General features: G+C 69.8%; 21 protein-coding genes. 3 read left to right on the top strand and 18 right to left on the bottom strand.

Annotated features, from left to right (window positions below):
• Positions 1-13 precede the first annotated feature (13 nt).
• From INT51_RS04100 to INT51_RS04130, 7 genes are all read right to left on the bottom strand, one after another.
• Entirely contained in the window at positions 14-1,333 is a 1,320-nt protein-coding gene (locus INT51_RS04100; RefSeq protein WP_193103935.1) for an RNA polymerase sigma factor, read from the bottom strand.
• On the bottom strand, positions 1,330-1,701 hold the full coding sequence (locus INT51_RS04105) for a YciI family protein (protein ID WP_193103936.1): 372 nt from the start codon (positions 1,699-1,701) through the stop codon (positions 1,330-1,332). Before INT51_RS04105 ends, INT51_RS04100 begins: the two co-directional genes overlap by 4 nt.
• A 93-nt stretch (positions 1,702-1,794) precedes the next feature.
• Positions 1,795-3,012: a metallophosphoesterase family protein gene (locus INT51_RS04110; protein ID WP_193103937.1), complete on the bottom strand. Its 1,218-nt coding sequence runs from the start codon at positions 3,010-3,012 to the stop codon at positions 1,795-1,797.
• Between the two features lie 332 nt (positions 3,013-3,344).
• Positions 3,345-5,039, bottom strand: a complete 1,695-nt coding sequence (locus tag INT51_RS04115; protein WP_193103938.1) for an ABC transporter ATP-binding protein — start codon at positions 5,037-5,039, stop codon at positions 3,345-3,347.
• Entirely contained in the window at positions 5,036-6,067 is a 1,032-nt protein-coding gene (locus tag INT51_RS04120; protein ID WP_193103939.1) for an ABC transporter permease, read from the bottom strand. The genes INT51_RS04115 and INT51_RS04120 overlap by 4 nt, the downstream gene beginning before the upstream one ends.
• Before the next feature lies 1 nt (position 6,068).
• Complete coding sequence (locus INT51_RS04125; RefSeq protein ID WP_193103940.1) at positions 6,069-7,151, bottom strand: ABC transporter permease; 1,083 nt, start codon at positions 7,149-7,151, stop codon at positions 6,069-6,071.
• Positions 7,148-8,785, bottom strand: coding sequence for an ABC transporter substrate-binding protein (locus tag INT51_RS04130; protein ID WP_193103941.1), 1,638 nt, complete (start codon positions 8,783-8,785; stop codon positions 7,148-7,150). Before INT51_RS04130 ends, INT51_RS04125 begins: the two co-directional genes overlap by 4 nt.
• 287 nt (positions 8,786-9,072) lie before the next feature.
• Between INT51_RS04130 and INT51_RS04135 the strand changes: the two genes are divergently transcribed.
• Positions 9,073-10,023 (top strand): SMP-30/gluconolactonase/LRE family protein, encoded by a 951-nt coding sequence (locus INT51_RS04135; protein WP_193103942.1) that lies wholly within the window; start codon positions 9,073-9,075, stop codon positions 10,021-10,023.
• A gap of 50 nt (positions 10,024-10,073) precedes the next feature.
• Complete coding sequence (locus INT51_RS04140) at positions 10,074-10,379, top strand: hypothetical protein (protein ID WP_193103943.1); 306 nt, start codon at positions 10,074-10,076, stop codon at positions 10,377-10,379.
• Between the two features lie 91 nt (positions 10,380-10,470).
• Here INT51_RS04140 and INT51_RS04145 read toward each other — a convergent pair whose 3' ends face one another.
• The 4 genes from INT51_RS04145 to INT51_RS04160 all read right to left on the bottom strand — a co-directional run bounded on the left by INT51_RS04145 (position 10,471) and on the right by INT51_RS04160 (position 13,731).
• Positions 10,471-11,220: a hypothetical protein gene (locus INT51_RS04145; protein ID WP_193103944.1), complete on the bottom strand. Its 750-nt coding sequence runs from the start codon at positions 11,218-11,220 to the stop codon at positions 10,471-10,473.
• Positions 11,220-11,981 carry a hypothetical protein gene (locus INT51_RS04150; RefSeq protein WP_193103945.1) on the bottom strand — a complete coding sequence of 254 codons (762 nt, stop codon included), beginning with the start codon at positions 11,979-11,981 and terminating at the stop codon, positions 11,220-11,222. Before INT51_RS04150 ends, INT51_RS04145 begins: the two co-directional genes overlap by 1 nt.
• 90 nt (positions 11,982-12,071) lie before the next feature.
• Complete coding sequence (locus INT51_RS04155; RefSeq protein WP_193103946.1) at positions 12,072-12,287, bottom strand: hypothetical protein; 216 nt, start codon at positions 12,285-12,287, stop codon at positions 12,072-12,074.
• Between the two features lie 484 nt (positions 12,288-12,771).
• On the bottom strand, positions 12,772-13,731 hold the full coding sequence (locus tag INT51_RS04160) for a squalene cyclase (protein WP_193103947.1): 960 nt from the start codon (positions 13,729-13,731) through the stop codon (positions 12,772-12,774).
• Positions 13,732-13,884: 153 nt separating this feature from the next.
• Between INT51_RS04160 and INT51_RS04165 the strand changes: the two genes are divergently transcribed.
• Positions 13,885-14,694: a cation-transporting ATPase gene (locus tag INT51_RS04165; RefSeq protein ID WP_193103948.1), complete on the top strand. Its 810-nt coding sequence runs from the start codon at positions 13,885-13,887 to the stop codon at positions 14,692-14,694.
• Positions 14,695-14,705: 11 nt separating this feature from the next.
• Here INT51_RS04165 and INT51_RS04170 read toward each other — a convergent pair whose 3' ends face one another.
• From INT51_RS04170 to INT51_RS04200, 7 genes are read right to left on the bottom strand one after another with little or no spacing between them, the layout of a single operon-like run.
• A complete protein-coding gene (locus INT51_RS04170; protein ID WP_193103949.1) occupies positions 14,706-15,080 on the bottom strand; it encodes a DoxX family protein in 375 nt (124 codons plus the stop codon).
• A gap of 53 nt (positions 15,081-15,133) precedes the next feature.
• A complete protein-coding gene (locus tag INT51_RS04175) occupies positions 15,134-15,850 on the bottom strand; it encodes a sirohydrochlorin chelatase (protein WP_193103950.1) in 717 nt (238 codons plus the stop codon).
• Positions 15,847-16,683 carry a uroporphyrinogen-III synthase gene (locus INT51_RS04180; RefSeq protein WP_193103951.1) on the bottom strand — a complete coding sequence of 279 codons (837 nt, stop codon included), beginning with the start codon at positions 16,681-16,683 and terminating at the stop codon, positions 15,847-15,849. Before INT51_RS04180 ends, INT51_RS04175 begins: the two co-directional genes overlap by 4 nt.
• Positions 16,680-17,450, bottom strand: a complete 771-nt coding sequence (gene cobA, locus INT51_RS04185; RefSeq protein WP_193103952.1) for a uroporphyrinogen-III C-methyltransferase — start codon at positions 17,448-17,450, stop codon at positions 16,680-16,682. Before cobA ends, INT51_RS04180 begins: the two co-directional genes overlap by 4 nt.
• Positions 17,447-17,830, bottom strand: a complete 384-nt coding sequence (gene nirD / locus INT51_RS04190) for a nitrite reductase small subunit NirD (RefSeq protein WP_193103953.1) — start codon at positions 17,828-17,830, stop codon at positions 17,447-17,449. The genes cobA and nirD overlap by 4 nt, the downstream gene beginning before the upstream one ends.
• Complete coding sequence (gene nirB / locus INT51_RS04195; protein ID WP_193103954.1) at positions 17,827-20,391, bottom strand: nitrite reductase large subunit NirB; 2,565 nt, start codon at positions 20,389-20,391, stop codon at positions 17,827-17,829. The genes nirD and nirB overlap by 4 nt, the downstream gene beginning before the upstream one ends.
• Complete coding sequence (locus INT51_RS04200) at positions 20,388-21,266, bottom strand: formate/nitrite transporter family protein (RefSeq protein ID WP_193103955.1); 879 nt, start codon at positions 21,264-21,266, stop codon at positions 20,388-20,390. Before INT51_RS04200 ends, nirB begins: the two co-directional genes overlap by 4 nt.
• Positions 21,267-21,327: the final 61 nt, after the last annotated feature.

Genomic DNA, 21,327 nt, shown 5'->3' on the forward strand with positions numbered 1-21,327 from the left:
GCCGTCTCGCGGGTCAGCTCGCAGTCGGGTCCGGCGCCCCGTTCCCTCGGGGGACGTGTCGCCGCACCAGTTCGCGCAGCAGCTCCGACTCCCCCTCCTCTCCCCGGCAGGCGAGCGCTGCCCGATACGCTGCGGCCGCTGCTGCATGCTCGCCCAGCCGGCTGAGCAGCTCCCCGTGGATGACGTGGAACCGGCGGTGCGTCGCGAGCTCCTCGGCGAGCGGTCCCAGGTGGCCGAGCGCCTCGTCGGCTCCGACCGCTTCGGAGATTGCGACGACCCTCCCGAGGCGCACGATCGCAGTGGGCCAGTGGATCAGCAGCGCGTCGTAGAGCTGCACCACTTCGCGCCAGTCGATGTCCTCGTGGCGGGCCGGGACGGCGACTGCGGCCGCAATGGCGCCCTGCAGCAGATACGGACCGCGCCCGCCGCGCGCGAGAGCATCGACGACGAGGCGGTCCGCGCGATCGATCAGGGCTCGGTCCCACCTGGTGCGGTCCTGCTCGGCCATCGCCACGGGTCGGCCCTGCTCGTCGGTCCAGGTCGTGGCGCGTGCCCGCAGCAGCAGGGCCTGGGCGAGCAGACCTCGCGGCTCGGTCTGAGCAGGGAGGAGTTCGACGAGGACCTCGAGCGTGTGCACGGCCGCCTCGAGCACGCGATCCCGTCCCAGCCTGGCGTCCTCTGCGCTGTCGGCGCCGGGGCGGCCACCGGTGGTCAGGAGCACCGAGAGCACGTCCAGGACGTCGACCAGGCGCTGCCCGATCTCCTCGGCATCGGGGACGCGGCTCGGGATGCGGCTGAGCACGATGCGCTTCTTCGCGCGGGTCAGGCGCGCGGCCATGGTCGATTCAGGGACCAGGAACGCGGCGGCTATGACCGCGGTGGGGAGCCCGCTGACCAGCCGCAGGGTGAGCGCGATGCGGGAGGTCGGGGCGAGGGCAGGATGCGCGGCGAGGAAGATCAGACGCAACTGCTCATCCAGCACGACCGCCCGTTCCTCGTCGGCGATGCGGTGGCTCTCGACGGACGCCTCGTCCCGTGGGGGTCCCTCGTCCCACACCAGCAGCGGGAGCTTGCGGTTCAGCGTCTGCTGTCGGCGCATCGTATCCAGAGCGCGACGGCGGGACGCGGTGGCCAGCCACCCGGCCGGGTTCGCGGGGACTCCGGCATCTGCCCACGCGGTCAGCGCCTGCGCGAACGCCTCCTGGACCGAGTCCTCGGCCAGGTCGAGGTCCCGCGTGAGGGCGACCGTCGCCGCGAGCACCGATCCCCAGTGGGCACGGTGCGCGGCGGCGACGGCCGCGGCAATGCCCTCGCGGGCACCGGACGTCCTCACTCCGGGACGGCCCCGTGCGTGCCGGGATCGCTCTCGGAGACCATCGGCCGCAGCTCGATGCCGCCGCCCTGGTGCAGAATCGGATTGCGTCTCGCCACGGCGATCGCCGCGTCCAGGTCGGGCACCTCGATCACGTAGAAGCCGACGATCACCTCGTTGACCTCCACGAACGGGCCGTCCACCAGGCTGTCGGCACGGATCGAGGTGGTGGCGTCGTGGTCCTCGAGCGGGCTGCCGAAGAGCATCACGCCCTCCCGGACCAGCTCTTCGCCGTGCGCATCGTGCTCGGCCATCTGTGCGCTGAGCACGTCGGGATCCGTCTCCCACTGGTCGGTGGGGTGGTACAGGAACACGGTGTACCGAGCCATAGGGATCATCCTCCTTGCGGGGCGGCGCCTCTCGCCGTCCTCACCCTGTTGTCGAACAGGAACGCCAGGATCGACAATGCCCGATGGATCGGCTCAGCGCACCCCGTCCGGGAACTGCGCTGGTTCGCCGGGCTGGGCGCCCTCTGCGAGGTCGATGCCGTACTCCGCGGCGAAGCGCAGCTCGGTGCCCGCGTAGACGTCCTCGGAGTTCTCGTCGAGGTGGAACACGCGTGCGCCGCGCAGGCGGTGGTCCTCACCGCCGCCCAGCCCGTAGGTGCCGAAGCCGGTGCCCGGCCCGTACCCGAGCTCGATGCCGTAGTAGTTCCCGACGTAGGTGTTGATGTGGTCGTGGCCGACGAACAGGCCCTTCACGTCACCGCGATGCTGCATCGCGGCGAACATGCCGGAGTTCAGCGGGCCGGGGCACTCGTCCTCATGGCGCTCCCCCACGATGCTGTGCTTCTCCAGTGCCCGGGCATGATCGGCGTCGGTGCGGGAATCGACGCTCGCGAACCACATGAAACGGTGCTCCCATAGGGCGATGTGCTGGAACACGAGGCCGGGCACGAGGTCCTTGTTCTTCTTCTCCAGCTCGGCGGAGGCTTCGAGGTACCACTGGATCTGGTCGGGACGCAGCCAGTCCCAGTCGGGGTAGCCCTCGAAGTCCTGGCCGGCGATCTCTTCGGGCGCGTACCGACCGGAGTCCAGCAGCCACAGGGCGAAGGCATCGGCCTTCGAGGTCGCCGAAGCCACGGTGAGCACCTGGTTGCCGGTGCCGGTGATGCCCTCGGCGCCGCGCGTGTTCACGTTGTGGCGGTACTGGCCCACGAAGTCGAGGAAGTCGCTCTCGTCGAGACCGGTCTTCTCCGTGGAGTCCTCGTCGTGGTTGCCGAAGGTCAGCGCCCACGCGATCCCGCGGTCCTCCATCGGCCGCACCACGTTGTTGATCGCCTGCTTGGCCTCCAGTGCGGTGGCCGGGGAGCCGTTGATGACGTCGCCGTTGATGACCACGAAGTCCGGCTGCACGTCCTCGAGCACCGCCTCCTGCAGGGCGGTGGTGCGCACGTCGGTGCGGTGGGTGTCCTGGGTGTCGTTGAACTGGACGACGGTGAACGTGCCGTCGTCCCGGAAGCGGAGGTCTCCGCGCACGATCCCGTCCTTCGGTTGCCGGCCGTGTCCCCGGCCCTCGGCCGGTGCGGCCGAGGCCGCACCCATCGAGCCCACTGCAGCGAGTCCGGTGGCGGCCGCCGTGGTGTATCGCAGGAGATCCCTGCGGCTGCTGTCGGGACGGTTCAGCTTCTCATGGGTCATGACGCGTGGGGCCTGATTCTCCGAGGGGACTGCGGACCACCAGCACGGTACGCACCCGATTGCCCCTGCCGTCGTCCCCGCCGTGAGCAGCGGCGGTCCGTTCCCCGAACACTCGGTGAACCTCGGGCAGGATTCAGCCTCGCACCGTGTCCAGCACGATGGACTCGTCACCGACCTCGGTGCAGGTGAACGTGGTGTCCTCGACGGTGAAGCTCTCACCCTGAGCACAGTCCGGCTCGTCGCCGCCCACCTGGATGGCCGCGGTACCGCCGACATCCTGATCGATAAGGCAGCCCCGCTCAGCACCGAGCGGCGATGGGGAGAAGTCCCCGTCAGGTCGCGGCGTCGCGGCCCCACTCCTTCGCGAAGGCCGCACGCCGCGTCGCCTGCTCGATCGGGTCCGGCACGGGCAGGGACGCGATGAGCTTGCGGGTGTAGGAGTGGCTGGGTCGATGGAGCACATCGGGACCGTGGCCGTCCTCGACGAGCTCCCCGCGCAGCAGTACGCCGATCCGGTGGGCGAGGGAGTCGACCACCGCGAGGTCGTGGCTGATGAACAGTGCCGCGAAACCCAGACGTTCCTGCAGCTCACGGAAGAGCTCGAGCACGGTCGCCTGCACGGACACGTCCAGCGCACTGGTCGGCTCGTCGGCGACCAGCAGCTCCGGCTCCAGCACCAGGGCGCGGGCGAGGGACACGCGCTGGCGCTGCCCGCCGGAGAGCTCGTGCGGATAGCGGCCCGCGTACGTGCCCGGCAGCTCGACGGACTCCAACAGGGACCGCACGGTCTGCGCGCGCTGTGCCGGGCTCTGCCCGGGCTCGTGCACGATGAGCGGCTCCGCGATGCACTCCTGGATCGTCAGATGCGGGTTGAAGGAGGTCGCCGGGTCCTGGAAGACGAAGCCGATGCGTCGACGCACGGGCTTGAAGTCCCGTTCGCGCACCCCGTTCATCTCGTGCCCCAGCACCTGGAGGCTGCCCGCCGTGGTGCGCTCGAGCCCGGCGATGGCGCGCCCGATGGTGGTCTTGCCGGAGCCCGACTCCCCCACCAGCCCGTACACCTCGCCGGCGCGGATCGTGAAGTCCACGCCGTGGACGGCGCGGAACGGAGCTCGACCGAGCCGGCCCGGGTACTCGATGACCAGGTCCTTCGCGACCACGACGGGCGCTGCGTCCTCGATCTCCTGCTGCTGCTCCTGGCTCAATGCCGTCCAGGCGGAGTTGCGGCCCAGGTGAGGCACCGCGGCAAGCAGCTTCTGCGTGTACTCCTCGCGGGGGCTGGCGAACAGCTCCTTCACCCCGGCCCGCTCGATGACGCTGCCGCGGTACATCACCGCCACGGAATCGGCGAGATCGGCGACCACACCCATGTTGTGCGTGATGATGATGATGGAGGTGCCGAAGCGGTCCCGCACGTCCCGCAGCAGGTCGAGGATCTCTGCCTGCACCGTGACGTCGAGCGCGGTGGAGGGTTCGTCGGCGACGATCAGCTCCGCGCCCAGGGCGAGCGCCATAGCGATCATGATGCGCTGCTTCTGGCCACCGGAGAACTCGTGCGGGTAGCGGTCGATGCGCTCGGCGGGATCGGGGATGCCGACCTTCTCGAGGGCTTCGATGGCTTCCGCGCGGATCTCCTTGCGGGTCATCTTCGGCCGATGCGCCTTCAGACCCTCGCCGATCTGCCACCAGATGGGGAAGACCGGGTTCATCGCGCTCGAGGGCTCCTGGAAGATCATCGAGACGTCCTCGCCGCGCAGGGCGCGCAGTCGCTTCCCGGACAGCCCCACCACGTCGGTGCCGGAGAGCAGGATGGCCCCGGACTCCTCCGCGGTCTCGGGCAGCAGCCCGAGGATCGCGCGAGCAGTGACGGACTTGCCCGACCCCGACTCGCCGACGATCGCGAGGATCTCCCCGGGCGCTACCTCGAGGCTCACTCCGGCGACCGCGTGGACATCGCCGCCGTCGGTGGCGAAGTGGACGTCGAGGTCCTCGATGGCGAGCCGCTGCGGGCTCCGGGTGTCGGTCATGCCGCCACCTTTCTCGCGGCGCGCGATCGCTTCTTGCGCGTGCGCAGGCGCGGGTCGTTGAGGTCGTTGATGGACTCGCCCACCAGGGTCACGCCCAGCACTGCGGCGACGATCGCCAGGCCCGGGAACAGTCCGGTCCACCAGATCCCGCTGGTCGCGTCGGCCATCGCGCGGTTGAGGTCGTAGCCCCATTCGGAGGCGCTGGTCGGCTCGATGCCGAAGCCCAGGAAGCCGAGCGCGGCGAGCGTCAGGATCGCTTCGGAGCTGTTCAAGGTGAAGATCAGCGGCAGCGTGCGGGTCGAGTTGCGCAGCAGATGGGTACCCATGATGCGGCGGTGCCCGGTGCCGATCACCTTCGCGGCCTCCACGAACGGTTCGGCCTTCAGCCGGACCACCTCCGCGCGGATCACCCGGAAGTACTGCGGGACGAAGACGACGGTGATGGAGAGTGCGGCGGCGAGGATGCCGCCCCAGGCGTTGGACTGCCCGCCGGAGATCACGATCGACATGACGATCGCGAGCAGCAGCGAGGGGAAGGCGTAGATCGCATCGGCCAGCATCACCAGCACACGGTCGAGCCAACCGCCGACATAGCCGGACAGCAGGCCCAGCGCCACCCCCAGGAACAAGGACGCCACGACCGCGCACACCATGACGGCGACCGCGGTACGGGTCCCCCAGATCACGCGGGAGAGAACGTCGAAGCCGGTCACGGTGGTGCCGAGCAGATGCTCGGCCGACGGCGGCTGCTGCCCGCCGAACTTCACGCCGTCCGCCCCGGTCGCCGCGAAGCCGTACGGGGCGATCAGCGGTGCGAACAGGGCCGTCAGCAGCAGGCCGATCACGAGCACGAGGCCCGTGATCAGCATGCCGCGCTGGAGGCCGACGCTGCGGCGCAGATGACTGATGATCGGCAGCTGCAGGTACCAGGGAGAGCGGGCCGTGGTGGCGACCGTCTCGGAGGACGCGGCGAGGTCGGCGTCGGCGCTGCCGCTGTCGCCGGGAGGCACAGGGTTCGAGAGCGTCATATCAGTACCTCACTCGCGGGTCGATGAGGGCCGCGACGACGTCGACCAGGAAGTTCGAGACGGCGACGATGACCGCGAGCATCATCACGATGCCCTGCACGGCCACGTAGTCACGGGCCTTCATGTACTCGGCGAGCATGTAGCCCAGTCCGTTCCATTCGAAGGTGGTCTCTGTGAGCACCGCCCCGCCGAGCATCATCGCGAGCTGCATCCCCATCACCGTGACGATCGGGATCAAGGCGGGTCGCAGGGCGTGCCGGGTCGTGAGCCGGGATTCGGCGACCCCGCGGGAGCGTGCGGAGTCGATGTACTGCATCTCCAGCGTGCCGATCATGTTCGTGCGCACCAGGCGCAGGAAGATGCCGCCGGTGAGCACGCCCAGTGCGATCGCCGGCAGCACCGCGTGACTGGCGACGTCGACGATCACGTCCACCCGACCGAGACGGAGGGCGTCCAGCAGGTAGAACGGGCTGGGGTTCAGGATGGTGCCCATGGTCAGCTCACCGCGGGTGGAGATGCGCCCGGCGACCGGGAGCCAGCCCAGGCCCACCGAGAACACGAGCTTCAGCAGCAGGCCCACGAAGAACACAGGGGTCGCGTATCCGAGGATCGCCATGATCCGCAGCACCGCGTCGGGCCAGCGGTCACGGCTGCGCGCGGCGATCATGCCCAGCGGCACGCCGACGACCAGCGCCACGACCACCGCGTAGGCGACCAGCTCGAAGGTGGCACCACCGTAGGTCGTGAGGATCTCGGTGACCGGGGTGCGGTCGGTGTACGACATGCCGAAGTCGCCGCGCACGACGCCGCCGAGATAGTCGAAGTACTGCACGATCAGCGGGCGGTCGTAGCCGGCCTCGGCGCGGCGCTCCGCGAGCTGATCAGGGGTGAGGCGACCGCCCAGGGCCGCCGTGATCGGGTCCCCTGTGATCCTCATCAGGAAGAACACGACCGTCATCAGGATGAACACGGTCGGGATGATGAGCAGGAACCGCACCAGGATGTAACGGCCGAGACCCCCCGAGGAGCGCTTGCGCGCCGGTCGGGGGGCAGTCTCGACCGCGGAGTCGAGCTCCGCGGTCACTTGCTGAGCGGAGCGAGGCGGAACTTGAACGACGAGTCCAGGGTGACGTCCTGCACCTCGGCCGTGGAGACGGCGATCTGAGCGCCCTGGAGCAACGGCAGCGTCGAGATCTCGTCGGCGACGATGTCCTGGATCTCCACGAACAGCGCCTCGCGCTCGGCGGCGTCCTGGGTGCCGCGCTGCTTCGCGATCAGTTCATCCACCTCGGGGTTCGAGTAGTGGTTGACCAGGAAGTTCTCCGTCTGGAAGAACGGCGACAGGAAGTTGTCGGCGTCCGAGTAGTCCGGGAACCACCCCAGCTGGTACGCGGGGTAGACGTCGGTGGTGCGGTCCGTGGAGTACTGCACCCACTCGGTGGACTGCAGGTCGACGACGAACAGCTCACCCTCCTCGAGCTGCGACTTCACCGCGGCGTACTCGTCTCCCGAGGAGTTGCCGTAGTGGTCGGGGTTGTACTGGAGGCTCAGCTGCACCGGGATCTCGACGCCCGCCTCCTCGAGCCGCTTCTTCGCCTTGGCGGCGTCGGGCCCGCCCTTGCCGTCGCCGTACAGGTCCTGGAACTGGGTGCCGTTGCCGGGCAGGCCCTCCGGAATGAACGAGTAGAGCGGCGTGTAGGTGTCCTTGTAGACGGAGGTCGCGATCGCCTGGCGATCGATGAGATCGGCCGCGGCCTGACGCACGGCCTTCGCCTTGGCCGGGTCGGCATCCTCGGTCTTCTCGCCGTACGGCATGGTGTGGAAGTTGAACACGATGTAGCGGATCTCGCCGCCGGGCCCCTCGTGCACGGTGACGGCGTCGTCTCCGGAGAGATCCTCGATGTCGGTGGCGGACAGCGAGCGCCACACGCAGTCGATATTGCCCTCCTGGATGTCCAGCTTCATGTTGTTCTGGTCCGCGTAGTAGGACATCGAGACGTTCGCCGTGGCGGGGGTGCCGAACAGGCCCTTGTAGTTCTCGAAGGCCTGGTAGGAGACCAGTTCGTTGAGTTTCCAGCTAGTGATCTGGTAGGGGCCGCAGAACGCGTTGCCGGAGACGATCTCGTCATCGGGCAGCACGGCGTCCGCCGGGAACACGTCGGCGTCCACGATCGGACCGGCCGGGCTGCACAGCACGTACGGGAAGGTCTGGTCGTTGGCCTCCTTGAGGTGGAACTCGACGGTGAGATCGTCGACGATCTCGACCGACTCGAGGTTCGCCAGCAGGCTCGAGGGTCCGTTGGGGTCGGCGATCGTGAGCTGTCGATCGAAGGTGTGCTTGACGTCCTCGCTGGTGAGCTCGTTGCCGTTGGCGAAGGTCAGGCCCTCCTGGAGGGTCACCGTGTACACGCTCTCGCTCGTGAACTCGGCCGACTCGGCGAGGTCGGGCTCGGGCTTGCCGTCCGTCGAGCCGATGCTCGTGTTCATGAGATAGCCGAAGACCTGGGTCCACACCGTCGAGGACCCATTGTCGTAGGCGGCGGCCGGGTCGAGCGCGGTGACCTTGTCCGTCGTGCCGACGGTCAGGGCGTTCTCACCGCCACCATCGCTGCCCCCACCGTCATCAGTGGTCTGCGCGCAGGCGGTGAGCAGAACAGGGACCCCGGCCAGGGACAGCAGGACCGTCCGTCGCTTGGGGGTGAATGCGGCCTCGAACATGGATTCCTCCAGAAGATGAAACGGTCCGCGGGATCACGGCTCTGTGATGCACCAGGACGCCTCGTTGTGACGCGACGCACTGATGGTGCGCCATGCAACGTAACAGCGTCACGCGCCGGGCCCCGGTTCCTGGGAGCATTTTGAGGACCTGTAATGGAAACGTGACTCAGGTCGACGGGTGGTTCGGCGGGGCATCGGGGCCCTCAGCGCCCCGTGGGCACGCCATACTGCTCGCAGCGGCCCGCCCGCCTCACGCGGACTGCCCCGACCGGTCGAAGGAGATCCTCATGCACGACGAAAAGTCCCCGCTGCTGGCCGACGGCGCACAGCTCGAGAAGGTCGCCACCGGCGCCACCTGGGCCGAGGGCCCGGTCTGGGTGCCCCAACGCCGCGCCCTGCGCTTCAGCGACATCCACACCAATCGGATCCTGGAGTACTCGGAGCAGACCGGCGAGCTCACAGTGTTCAGCGACGCCGCCGAGTACACCAACGGCCGCACCTTGGATCTGAACGGGCACGTCGTGGAGTGCTCCCACGGCCGTCGCGCCGTGCAGCGCGACACCGCCGTCGGCCCCGGGGACACCCCCGCCCCGCGGACCCTCGTGGACCGCTTCGGCGCGCATCGCCTGAACTCCCCCAACGACGTGGTCGTCGCCTCCGACGGCGCGATCTGGTTCACCGACCCCGCCTACGGCATCAAGCGCGACATCGAAGGCCATGCCGGCGAGGAGGAGTACGGGGATCGATACGTGTTCCGTCTCGACGAGGCCACCGGCGTCCTCACCCCCGTGGTGATCGATGTGGAGGCACCCAACGGCCTCGCCTTCTCCCCCGACGAGACGCTGCTCTACGTCGCGGATTCCTCGCGGTCCCCGGCGGACCCCGACACCACCAGCACGGCCCGCCCGCGCGGTCGCGCGATCCACGTGTACGACGTCGTCGAGGGACGCCACGCGAAGAACGGCCGGCCCTTGGTCGAGGTCTCCCCCGGCCTGCCCGACGGGATCAGGGTGGATGTCGAGGGCCGCATCTGGAGCTCGAGCCTGTCCGGTGTGCAGGTCTTCTCTCCTGAAGGCGAGCGCCTGCTGGATCTCCCTGTCCCGGAGAAGACCGCGAATCTCTGCTTCGGCGGGGACGACGGCCGCACCCTGTACATCGTGGCCACTTCGAGCGTGTACCGGATCGCCACCATCACGCGAGATGCGAGCGCGACGGCGCCGGTAGCCCCGGCCCCATGATCGAGGTAAGGGCGAGTCCGAGCAGGTTATTCGCCCTGAAGCTCATCGGATTGAGCGCCCTGACGGCCGTCTTCCTCGGCGTCGGGACGCTGCTCGTCGTCCTCGGGTTCCTGGACGAGTGGCTCCGGGGTGCCTTCGCCGCCGGGCCGGCCGGGCTGGGCGCCGTCGCCGCACTGTCGTCGGGATGCAGCTGGCACTTCTCCCGGCGCAAGGAATGGGCGCTGAACCGGTACGGCTTCCACAAGGTCGTCGACTACCGGTTCTCCACCCGTGACGTGAACGTGCCGCTGGATCACGTGATGAAGATGGCCGGCTGGGGCAGACCCTGGATGCGGAGTCCAAGGGTGCGCTGGTGATGGGCATCCTCGGGCTGTCCGCGATCCCCCTGGTGCCGCTTGCCTTCCTCATCAAGTGGCTGGTGGAGCGGTGAACGACACCGCGTGACGGTCAGTTGAACCCCTCGATGCGCGGCATAGACGCTTCATCCAGCAGGGTCCCGCAGCCGAGAGTCGAACTCGGAAGGCAGCCGATGTTGGTGCGCGAGAGTCCGACCTCGCGGCGGATCTTCACGTGGCCATGTCCCGACGGCGGCTCAGTGTCCGGGACCGTCTGCTGCGTGATCGACTCGTCCAGGAAGAGCGGCCCAGGAAAGGCCTCGCCCGTCTCGATCTGCTCCACACCCGGGGCAAACACGTAGGCTGTGCCGTTGCTGCCGGCCTCGGCGACCAACCCGCGCGGATCCCCGCCCGGCTCCATCGGCGGAAGCGCCCTCCAGGGAGCGCCGTCGCCTGCGGTGGCCTCATCCCCTGTGGTGGCCTCGGTCCCCTCGAGCACCATGATCATCTCGGCGATCTCGCCGTGCGGATCCGACCAGTCCACCGCATAAGTGGTCAGCACTCCGAGGTCGCAGTACTGCGCCGTCGGCACCGGGCCTCCCCGCGCGATGCCGTCGCAGCTGATGTACCAGATCTCCCCGATAGGCTCCCCCAGCACCGGCTCCAGAGCGGCCTGGCGTGCCGCGGCTTCCTCACCGAACGGCCCGGACCACCGCGCGTACCCGTCCTCCGCCTCGACCCGGGCACGGTTCGCCGGGTGCGCGACCCCGCCGCGCACGAACAGCACGACGCCTATCACCACCACCAGCGCGATCACCACGATGACGGCGATCAGCGGCTTGCTCCCGGTCTTCGTCGCCATCAGGAGAACCCGTCGATCTGCGGCATGGCCGGTTCCTCCAGCGGAGACCCGCAGCGACCGTCCTCCAGCGGTTCGCAGCCGATGTCGCTGCGGGAGATGTCGGTCCTGACGCGCACTTCCGCGGTGCCCGATCCGCGCGGAGGCTCCTGCGCGGCGACCGATTGCTTCGTGAGGACCCCGTCCGGGAAGAGACCGGCCACAGGGGTATGGCCGACCTCGGATGCGAACCCCGGTTCCCGCACGTAGGCATACCCGTCGTCGCTCTCCGCGACCATGCCGTGCGGGTCCTCGCCCTTCGGCGTGGACAGAAGCGTCCATGAACCGTCGTCGGTGCTCTCGAGCGCAGCGACCATCTCGTCGACCGATGCCGTCGGGTCCGACCAGTCCATCGCGTACGTCGTGACCTCGGTCAGCGAGCAGAGCTGCTCGGCGGGGCCGCCGTCCTTGCCCGGGATGCCTGAGCACTCGATGTACCAGGTCCGGTCGATCGACGCCCCGAGCACCGTCTCAAGCGCCGTCTGCCGGTCTGCAGCGCGCTCCTCGAAAGGCTTGGCGTGCTCCTCGTACCCGGCCTCGGCTTCGGTCCGGGCCCGTTCGGCGATCGCACGGGCCTCCGCCTCCGGCGCCGTCGCGGTCCCGGTCGGCGTGGGCCCGTCTCGCTGGATCAGTACCGCCACGACGACCACGAGTGCGATCACGACCAGCACGGCGACCCCTGAGGCTCCCGCGATCACCCACGTCCTGCGTGTCTTCTCCCCCATGACAACTCCCCCTCGTCCTGCTCGTTTCTTTCCCGCCCCAGCCGCGTGCGCGGTTCCCCCTGAGACAAGACGCCATATATCCACATCTGGTCAGCTGAACCCCTCGATCTGCGGCATCGCCGCCTCACGCATCAGGGTCTCGCATCCCCGCACCGGCACCGGAATGCACCCGACATTCGTCCTGGAGACCTTCACGGTGCGCTTGACCTCCACGGTCCATGACTGTTCCGGGGTCTCGGCGAGCTCCATCGTGCTCTTCTCCAGCGAACTGCCGGGGAACACGTCCGGCTCGCCGACTTCCCTCATCAGAGCAGGACCTCTCCCCGGCTCGTGCACGACCACGGACCCGCGCTTCCCAGCCGTCGCGACCATGGCCCCAAGAGGCCCGCCGAATTCGTCCGCGCGAGGACTCCACTTCTCGCCCGGCCCCGTGACGGTTGCCGTCCCCTTGAGCACAGCGATCAAGTCGTCGATACCGGCGGTAGGGTCCGGCCATGCTGCCGCGTACGTCGTGAGCACCGAGAGATAGCACTCCTGATGGACCTGCCCGGGCCCGGTCCGCCGGATGTGCGACCCCGCCGCGCACGAAGATCGTCACCATCCCGGCGATCACCAGCGCAGCCACGAGCACGGCTGCCGCCGCGATCAGCGGCCACCTGCGATGTGTCTTCTCCCCCATGATGCCCCCCCCTGATCCGTCATCTGCGGTCACCCCAGCCGCTCCCGCGGTTCCCCCTGGGGTATTTGCAGATGCTAACTCATCATCGGCTGCCTCGACAGCCCGGGGCCACTACCCCTCGTTCCACCAGCGCAGCACCCGCAGCGCCTCGAAGGTGAGCCACGTCGAGGGCTCCCCCTCCGGGACGTCGATCTCGAACCACACCTGGCCGGGCAGCACCTTCTGCTGGAGCCAGGTGCCGTCGTCCTGCTGGGCGTCGCGCACCATCTGGGCCGCTTCCTCCATCCGCGGATCCCGCTGGCCGGCGAGGCGGAAGTGATCGAGCGCGCGCAGAGCCGAGTAGATGTGGCGCGGCGGGTAGAGGAAGTGGTCGACCCATGGGCCGACGATCTCCCCGGTGCTCAGGCGCCGCGTGAGTTGCCGCTTCAGCAGGTACTCCTCGCCGGAAGCCCGCGCGGCGCGGGTGGCCTCGGTGCCGCCCGTGACCTGTTCGTGGATCAGCAGGGCACGCAGAGCGTTCAGCGTGGAGTGGAAGCTGGAGCGGACCGAGCCGTTCCCCCACTCGCAGTTCCACCCGCCGTCGGGAAGCCGATGCTCGACGAACCAGGTGGCCAGGGACTCGACATCGGCCCCCAGCCAGAGCCCGTTGGCGAGGGTCATCGCGTTGATGCAGCAGTCGACCTCGCCGCCCCAGTACGGGAGGGTCTCGTCGTACTCCCAGTGGGAGTTCTTCGCGAGCAGGGCGGCGGTGTCGCGCTCTATGAGCGGCGCGGGGTCCATGCCCCACTCGCGAAGGGTCGTCAGCGTCCAGGTGGTCGCGGTCCAGGGCTGGCCAGGGAGGCCCTGGTTCGCGGGGTCCTCGAAGAACCCCTTCGGGAAGAAGGCCCCTCCGGCCCATTGCCCGTCCGGGTCCTGCTTCTCCAGCAGGGCGGCCCCGAAGCCCTCCTGGGGGATGCGGGCGCGGGTCGCCTCCCACTGCTGCGGCGGAGCGTCCAGCAGATCCCGCTCGACCTGCCACCGCAGGGCGGGGTCGGTGTCCAGGAGCCAGGCGATGACATCGGTGGGTGACATGGGGAGATCCTGCCTCACCTGGTGGCTCGTGGCCAGGCCGCGCTCCCACTCCAGGTGCCCTCGGGCGGACTCTCGGGCAGCACGGAGGTTCGTGCCGCATCCTCGGACCGCGCCCTGATTCCTCCGGGCGCGACGACGATCGGAAGGACCGTGGTGAGCACGTTGAACCGCATGTTCGGCCTCGCGAAGAAGGCGCTCGAGACGAAGACGACCGGTTCGACCGGCTCCGGTGGCCCCGCAGCGGGCCAGGGCTCCGACTGGCGCTCCATGGTCCGTAGCGCCGCAGACGCCATCACCGGCGAGGGCGGCGGCCAGAGGCCGCAGTCCGACCCGTCGGCCGCGCCGCCAGCCTCTCCACCGGCCCCCGGCGCGGACCTCTCCGACACCGACCGCCGCGCGATCGCCCGCTACGACTACCTCGTACGCACTGCGGAGCCGGACCAGCTTGAGCAGGTCCACCGTGAGGCGTTCGAGCGGCTCACACCGCACCAGCGCGCCCAGCTGACCGCGACGATGCGCTCCGAGCTGCCCGAGTCCGAGCGTCCCCGCACGGACGCTCCCCAGGACCTGGCCCGCTCCGCCACGCGCCTCGGCGCCCTCGATCCGCGCAAGCTCACCCGACTGCTCTCCCGCTCCGGCGGCTCGGGCGGCGGATCGGGTCGCGGGCTCGCGATCGGTGCGGCCGGCGGGCTCCTCGGCGTCGTCGCCGGTGGCGCGATCGCCACGGCCGTAGGTGGCTCCCTCCTGCAGGACGCGATCGGTTCGGGGATCGACGTGGACAGCCTCACCGAAGGGCTCGAGATGGATCTCGGAGGCGTGACGGAAGGCATCGAAGGTTTCGGGGGCGATCTGTCCGGCGCCGCCGACGGTCTCGGAGGCAGTGTCTCCGACGCCGGTGACCGGGTCTCCGGCTTCGGCGAGGGCCTCTCGAACGTGAACCTCGGGGACCTTTTCGGACGCTGATCCGCGCCTGATCAGAGGGGGTAGGGCCCGAACCTCGACCAGGCGATGAATACCGAGCCGATCGCGAGCAGGATCGAGGGCAGCGCGGCCTTGAAGCCGTCGCCGCGACGGACGTGCACGAGCGCCGCGAACACCATCGTGATCGCGAGGCCGGCTGCGGCGAGGGCCACCAGGACCGTGGCGACGCCCGTCAGCGCCGGCAGGATCAGCCCGATCGCCCCGAAGATCTCGAGCACCCCGATCCCGAGGATCACGCTGTGCGGAAAGTCCTCGGCGTAGGGGGTGCGGTCGATCTGCTGTTCGCGCGGGGTGATCAGCTTCGCGACGCCCGAGCCGATGAAGACGGCAGCGAGCAGGAAGGCCAGGATCCACAGGAACATGTTCATGTCGGCGTCTCCTTCGTCGGGTTCTCAAGTATCCCTCTCCCGGATGGTTCCTGTCACACGCTCACCAGCGCGGCCTCCCGGTACCTCTCGGCGATCAGCGAGACCACGGCGGGATCCGTCCCCAGAGGAGCTGAGACCGCATCCGCGCCGGCACGCTGCACGAGGGTCGCGAAATGACCCGGGGCGAGGACGTAGCTCGCAGCGATCACCCGCCGTGCCCCGGTGGCCCGGGCCGCCGCGACCGCCTCCGGGAGGCGAGGAGAGGCACCGGCCCCGTAACCCACGGAGATCGGCGCGGGGATCTCCTCCTGCAGCAGGGCGCGCAGGCGCTCCACGGCGAGGGCGGCCTCCGGATCGGTGGACCCTGCCGCGGCGAGGACCACATGGTCACCGGGCAGGAACCCGGCAGTCCCGCCCGGGAGCTCGTGCAGTCGGTTCAGCAGTGCCCGGACCAGCAATGGATGCGGGCCCAGCGCAGCAGCAGCGATGAGCTGCGGATACCGGGCGCAGGCGCCACCGATGTCCACCTTCGTGTGATGTCCCGTGGACAGCAGCAGCGGGACCACCACGGCAGGGCCGTCGGGCGCGACCCGGGCGACCACGTCGGTCACCTCGGGCTCCTCGACATCCACGAAGGTCTGCACGATGCGGGTCTCCGGCAGCTCTTGGGAGAGCAGGTCCAGGAGCGCGGAGACGGTGGCACGCCCCTCGGCGGACCGGGTCCCGTGCGAGCAGGCGATCAGGGTGGGCGTCGTGGGGGGCGTGCTCATCGAGCCTCCTCGAAGTGCTGGACGACGGTGCGCACGAGGGAACCCATACGACCCCGCTCGGCCAGGAGGACGGGCAGTGAGTGCTCGAGCAGCGGGCCCGCAGTCACCGAGCCGACGGCCGCCATCACCAGACGGCCCGTCTCGGCGTGGCCCCGGATCGCGTCGAGGGTGCCTGCCCGGTCCGCGTCCTGGAGCCAGGCGGCCGCGCCGGGTGCCGCGGTGAAGAGCACCGCGTCGATCTCGCCCTGCCCCGCACGCACCACGGAGCGTCGCAGCGCCTCGGGGTCGCGGGTGGGCCCCCAGCGGTACACGGTCAGGCTCACGACGTCCGCCCCGTGCCCGGTCAGGAGATCGTCCAGTCCGTCGGATCCGGAACCGTGGTGCTGCACGGCGATGCGTTGCCCCTGGACGCCGCCGGACAGGAGGTGCTCGCCGACCTCGGCCGCCGTCTCGGTGGCAGCCACCCAGGCCACCTTCAGTCCAGCCTGCTGCACGGCGCCGCGGGCCTTGGGCCCGCGCGCGAGGATCGTCGCTTCGGCGAGCGCGGCACGCAGCTGCTCACCCAGCCCGGCGGCGTCGGCCGATTCGATCCATCCGCGAAAGCCGATGCCGGTGAGCGCGATGACCACCTGCGGTCTCTGCGCGATCAGCGCGCGGGTGCTCTCGAGCAGGGAATCGTCATCGAGATGCGGGATGGTCGACATGGCCGGGGCACGTTCGACCCGCGCGCCATGGCGGGCGAGGGCTGCGGCGAGTTCATCGGCCCGACGGTCGACGGCGATCACGAGGGTGCGGTCGGCGAGGGCGGTCGACAGCAGGGGAACAGTGCTCATACCCCAGCATTGTCCAGCACGAGCTCTGCAGCGAGCGCGGGCTCGGGCAGCAGCAGCCCCTCGCGGGCCACCTCGCCGATCACGATCACGGCGGGGCTGCGCACGCCGTTCGCACGGGCGTCCCCGACGACCTCCGCGAGCGTGGTCCAGGTGGTCCGCTGCTGGTCGGTGTGGCCGTTCTCGACGATCGCGACCGGGCGCTCGGCGGGGACGCCGTGCGCCAGTGCCGCCTGCGCCAGTCGGGGCAGGCCGCCGACGCCCATGAGGACCATCGTGGTCACGGTGTCCTCGGTCAGCGCCGCAAGGGTCGCAGGGGTCGGCTCCCCCTGACCGTGGACGATGTGGAGTGCCGAGGCGATGCCTCGGTGGGTGGCCGGGATCCCGGCGGCCTGCGGCACGGCGATCGCGCTGCTCACCCCGGGGACGATCTCGACCGGGATGCCGGCGGCCACGCAGGCCGTGTATTCCTCGCCGCCGCGTCCGAGGACGAACGGGTCGCCGCCCTTGAGCCTCACCACGTGCCGGCCGGCCCGGGCGTGCTCGATGAGCAGGGCGTTGATCTCCTCCTGCGGGACCGGGTGGTGGCCGGGGCGCTTGCCGACGTCGATCACGTCGGCGCACCAGCCGAGCTCGGCCAGCACTTCGGGCCCGGGACCCAGACGGTCGGCGACGATCACGTCGGCCGTTGAGAGCAGGCGATGCGCCCGCACGGTCATGAGGTCCACTGGCCCGGGCCCGCCGCCCACGAGCGCGACCCTGCCGCTCATGACGCCCTCCCCCACAGCAGGTAGACGTCGCCGTCGCTCCGACGTGCCTGCCAGGTGCGCAGGCGGGCCGGGTCCTTTCCCTGAGTGTCGAGGCAGGAGCCGGTGCGCAGGTCGAACACCTGCTTGTACATCGGGGAGGCGATCGTCGGAGCATCCTCGCGGGAGCCGACGATGCCGCGCGAGATCACGTAGGCGCTGCTGTACGGGTCGCGGTTGCAGGTCGCCCTGACGGTGCCGTCGCTCAGCAGGAACAGGGCGATCTGCGCGTGGTCGACGAGCGCCGCGCGGCCGCGTTCGACCTCGAGGTCGTCCACGGAGCACACCCGTCGCCAGGTGGGTCCGGCCGTCGTCGTCGTGCGATCGAGGGTCTGCGTGCTCATCGTCGTACCTCCAGTCGTGTGCCGGCGATCAGGACCTCTCCTGATCGTCGTTCCTCGGTGCTCGCCGGGCGTGCCTGGCCCCGCGAGGGGGTGTAGGCCAGTGACGGGTCCGCCGTCGTCGGGGCGTTCACGAAGGACTCGAAGCGCTTGAGCTTCACGGGGTCGGCGAGGGTCGCCGCCCACTCGTCCTCGTAGTGCTCCACGTGCAGGTCCATCGCCGCGTCGAGGTCCTCGCAGATCCCGAGCGAGTCCTCCATGACCACCTCGCGCAGTCCGTCGATCCCCCCGTCGAGGTCCTCGAGCCAGGGGGCGGTGCGCTGCAGCTTGTCGGCCGTGCGGATGTAGTACATGAAGAACCGGTCGATGATCCGCACCAGCGCCTCGTCGTCGAGCCCTTCGGCGAGCAGCTCGGCGTGGCGGGGTGTCGCTCCGCCGTTGCCGCCCGCGTACAGGTTCCATCCCTGGGCGGTGGCGATGATGCCCGCGTCCTTGCCCCGGGCCTCCGCGCACTCGCGGGCGCAGCCCGAGACTCCGATCTTGAGCTTGTGCGGGGCGCGCAGCCCTCGATAGCGCAGCTCGAGCCGCACGGCCATCGCGGTCGAGTCGAGCACCCCGTAGCGGCACCAGGCCGTTCCGACGCAGGACTTCACGGTGCGCAGGGACTTCCCGTAGGCCTGTCCGGATTCGAATCCCGCGTCGACCAGTCGCTGCCAGATCAGCGGGAGCTCCTCGAGCCGAGCCCCGAACATGTCGATGCGCTGGCCGCCGGTGAGCTTCGTGTACAGCCCGAAGTCGCGGGCGATCTCGCCGATCACGATCAGACCCTCCGGGGTGACTTCTCCGCCGGGCATGCGGGGGACGACGGAATAGGTGCCGTCCTTCTGCATGTTCGCCATGACGTGGTCGTTCGTGTCCTGCAGGGTCGCGATCTCTCCGTCCAGCACGTGCGCGCCGGTGAGGGTCGACAGGATGCTCGCGAGCACCGGCTTGCAGGTGTCGCAGCCGCGTCCGCGGCCGAAGCGCTCGATGATCGCGCTGAAGGTGCCCAGCCCGGAGACCCGCACGGCGTCGAACAGCTGCCGGCGCGGCATGTCGAAGTGCTCGCACAGGGCGCTGGACACGGTGCGGCCCATCGAGGTGAGTTCTGCGCTGACCAGCCCCTTGACCATGAGCACGCAGGAGCCGCAGGTGGCGCCGGCGCGGGTGCAGGTCTTGATCGAGGCGACGTCCTCGCAGCCCTGCTCGTGCACCGCCTGGCGGATGCCGCCGGCGGTCACCCCGGCACAGGAGCAGACGACGGCCTCATCGGGCAGCTCGCCGGTCGGTGCGGTGACGCCGCCCTCGGGCAGCAGGAAAGCGGCGGGGTCGGCCCCCAGCACGCTGCCGACCAGGGGACGCAGCGCACCGTACGCGGAGGCGTCGCCGACGAGCATGCCGCCCAGGAGGGTCGTCGCATCGTCGGAGAGCACGAGCTTCTTGTGGACGCCGCCGACGGGATCGGAGTAGACCACGTCCAGCGCCCCGGGCGTCGTCGCGAAGGCATCACCGAAGCTCGCGACGTCGACCCCGGAGAGCTTGAGCTTGGTGGAGAGGTCGTAGCCGCCGAAGATCGCCTCACCGCCGAGCAGCCGGGTGGCGGCGACCTCGGCCATGGCGTAGCCGGGCGCGACCAGACCCACGCAGAGGTTCTCGAAGCTGGCGACCTCCCCGATCGCCATGACGGCGGGGTCGCTCGTGCGGCAGGTGGCGTCGATCTCGACGCCGCCGCGGTCCCCGCAGTCCAGACCCGCAGCGCGGGCGATCTCGTCGCGGGGCCGGACGCCGACGGTGAGGACGACGAGGTCTGCGGGCTCGGCGGTGCCGTCGGTGAACTCGAGGCCGATGACGGCGCCGGCCGGCCCGGCGACGAGTCGGGTGGTGCGTGCTCCCGTACGGACCGTGATGCCGCGCTGTTCGATGAGGCGCCGCAGGGACTCCCCCGCCGGCAGATCCAACTGGGCCGACATCAGGCGGTCGCTGGATTGGATCACGGTGGCCTCGGCGCCGAGACCCTGCAGGGCGCCGGCCGCTTCGAGCCCGAGCAGGCCGCCGCCGATCACGCAGCCGCGCAGGGGCCGTTCGATCTGCCGGGACATGCCCTCGACATGCTCGCGCAGCTGCTGGACGTCGTCCAGGGTGCGGTAGACGAACACGCCGGGGAGGTCGGCGCCGTCGATCGGCGGGCGCGCGGCCGAGGATCCGGTCGCCAGGATCAGGCGGTCGTACCCGATCCGCTCACCGCTGCGGGTGACGACCAGGTGGGCTCCGCGATCGATGGATTCGACCGGGTCCCCGGCGACGAAGCGGACGCGGGCATCGTCCAGGACCGAGCGCTCCAGCGTCATCGCCTCGGCATCGTCGCCGGCGAAGAACCGGCTCAGGCCCACGCGATCGTACGGATGGCGGTCCTCCTCGCCGAGGAGGACGACGTCCAGGGGGGTCTCGGCGCGGGACAGGAGGCTCTCGAGGAAGCGGTGGGCGACCATGCCGGCGCCGACCACCACGACGCGGGTGGCGCTCATCGGGTCGCTCCGACCGGCTCAGGGGCGGAGGCGGGCTCGGCCGGGATCGCAGCGCCCTTCACCGGGGCGGGGATCCGGTACGGGGCCGTGCGGCCGTGGGTGGAGTAGAGCGCGAGGCCGACGAAGACCAGACCGCCGACGAGGTTCCCCACCACGGTCGGGATCTCGTTCCAGAGCAGGTAGTCCAGGAGCGTGAAGTCGGCGCCGAGCAGCAGGCCCGAGGGGAACAGGAACATGTTCACGATGGAATGCTCGAAGCCCATGTAGAAGAAAAGCATGATCGGCATCCACATGGCGACGATCTTGCCGATCATGCTGTCGGACATCAGGGCCCCGACGACGCCGGTGGAGACCATGACGTTGCACAGGACGGCACGGACGAACAGGGTCAGCATGCCGCCGGCGCCGTGCTCGGCGTATCCGACGGTGCGGCCGTGCCCGATCTCGCTGATCGCCTGGCCCACTGCGCTGGGCTCGGTGGTGAAGCCGTAGGTGAAGTAGATGGCCATCACCACCGCGACCGTCACGGCTCCCAGGAGGTTCCCCACGAACACCAGACCCCAGTTGCGCAGGACGCTTCGAACACTCGCTCCGGGGCGCTTCGCGAGCAGAGCCAGCGGGGCGAGGGTGAAGACTCCGGTGAGGAGGTCGTAGCCGAGCAGGTAGAGCAGGATGAATCCGACGGGGAACAGCAGAGCGCCGAGCAGCGGTTCGCCGGTCTGGGTGGAGACGGTGATCGCGAAGGCCGCACCGAGGGTCAGGAGCGCACCGCCCATGAATCCTCGGATCAGGGTGTCCCGGGTGGAGAGGATCAGTTTGCCGGCGCCGGCGTCGATCATGCGTCCGACGAGGTCAGCGGGCTTGACGTAGGACATGGACGCTCCTGGGGAGTCGGGGATCCGGCTGGCCGCCAAACTATGGGCGGAGCCGGGGATC

This window comes from Brachybacterium sp. FME24 (genome assembly GCF_014897705.1).
Lineage (GTDB): Bacteria > Actinomycetota > Actinomycetes > Actinomycetales > Dermabacteraceae > Brachybacterium.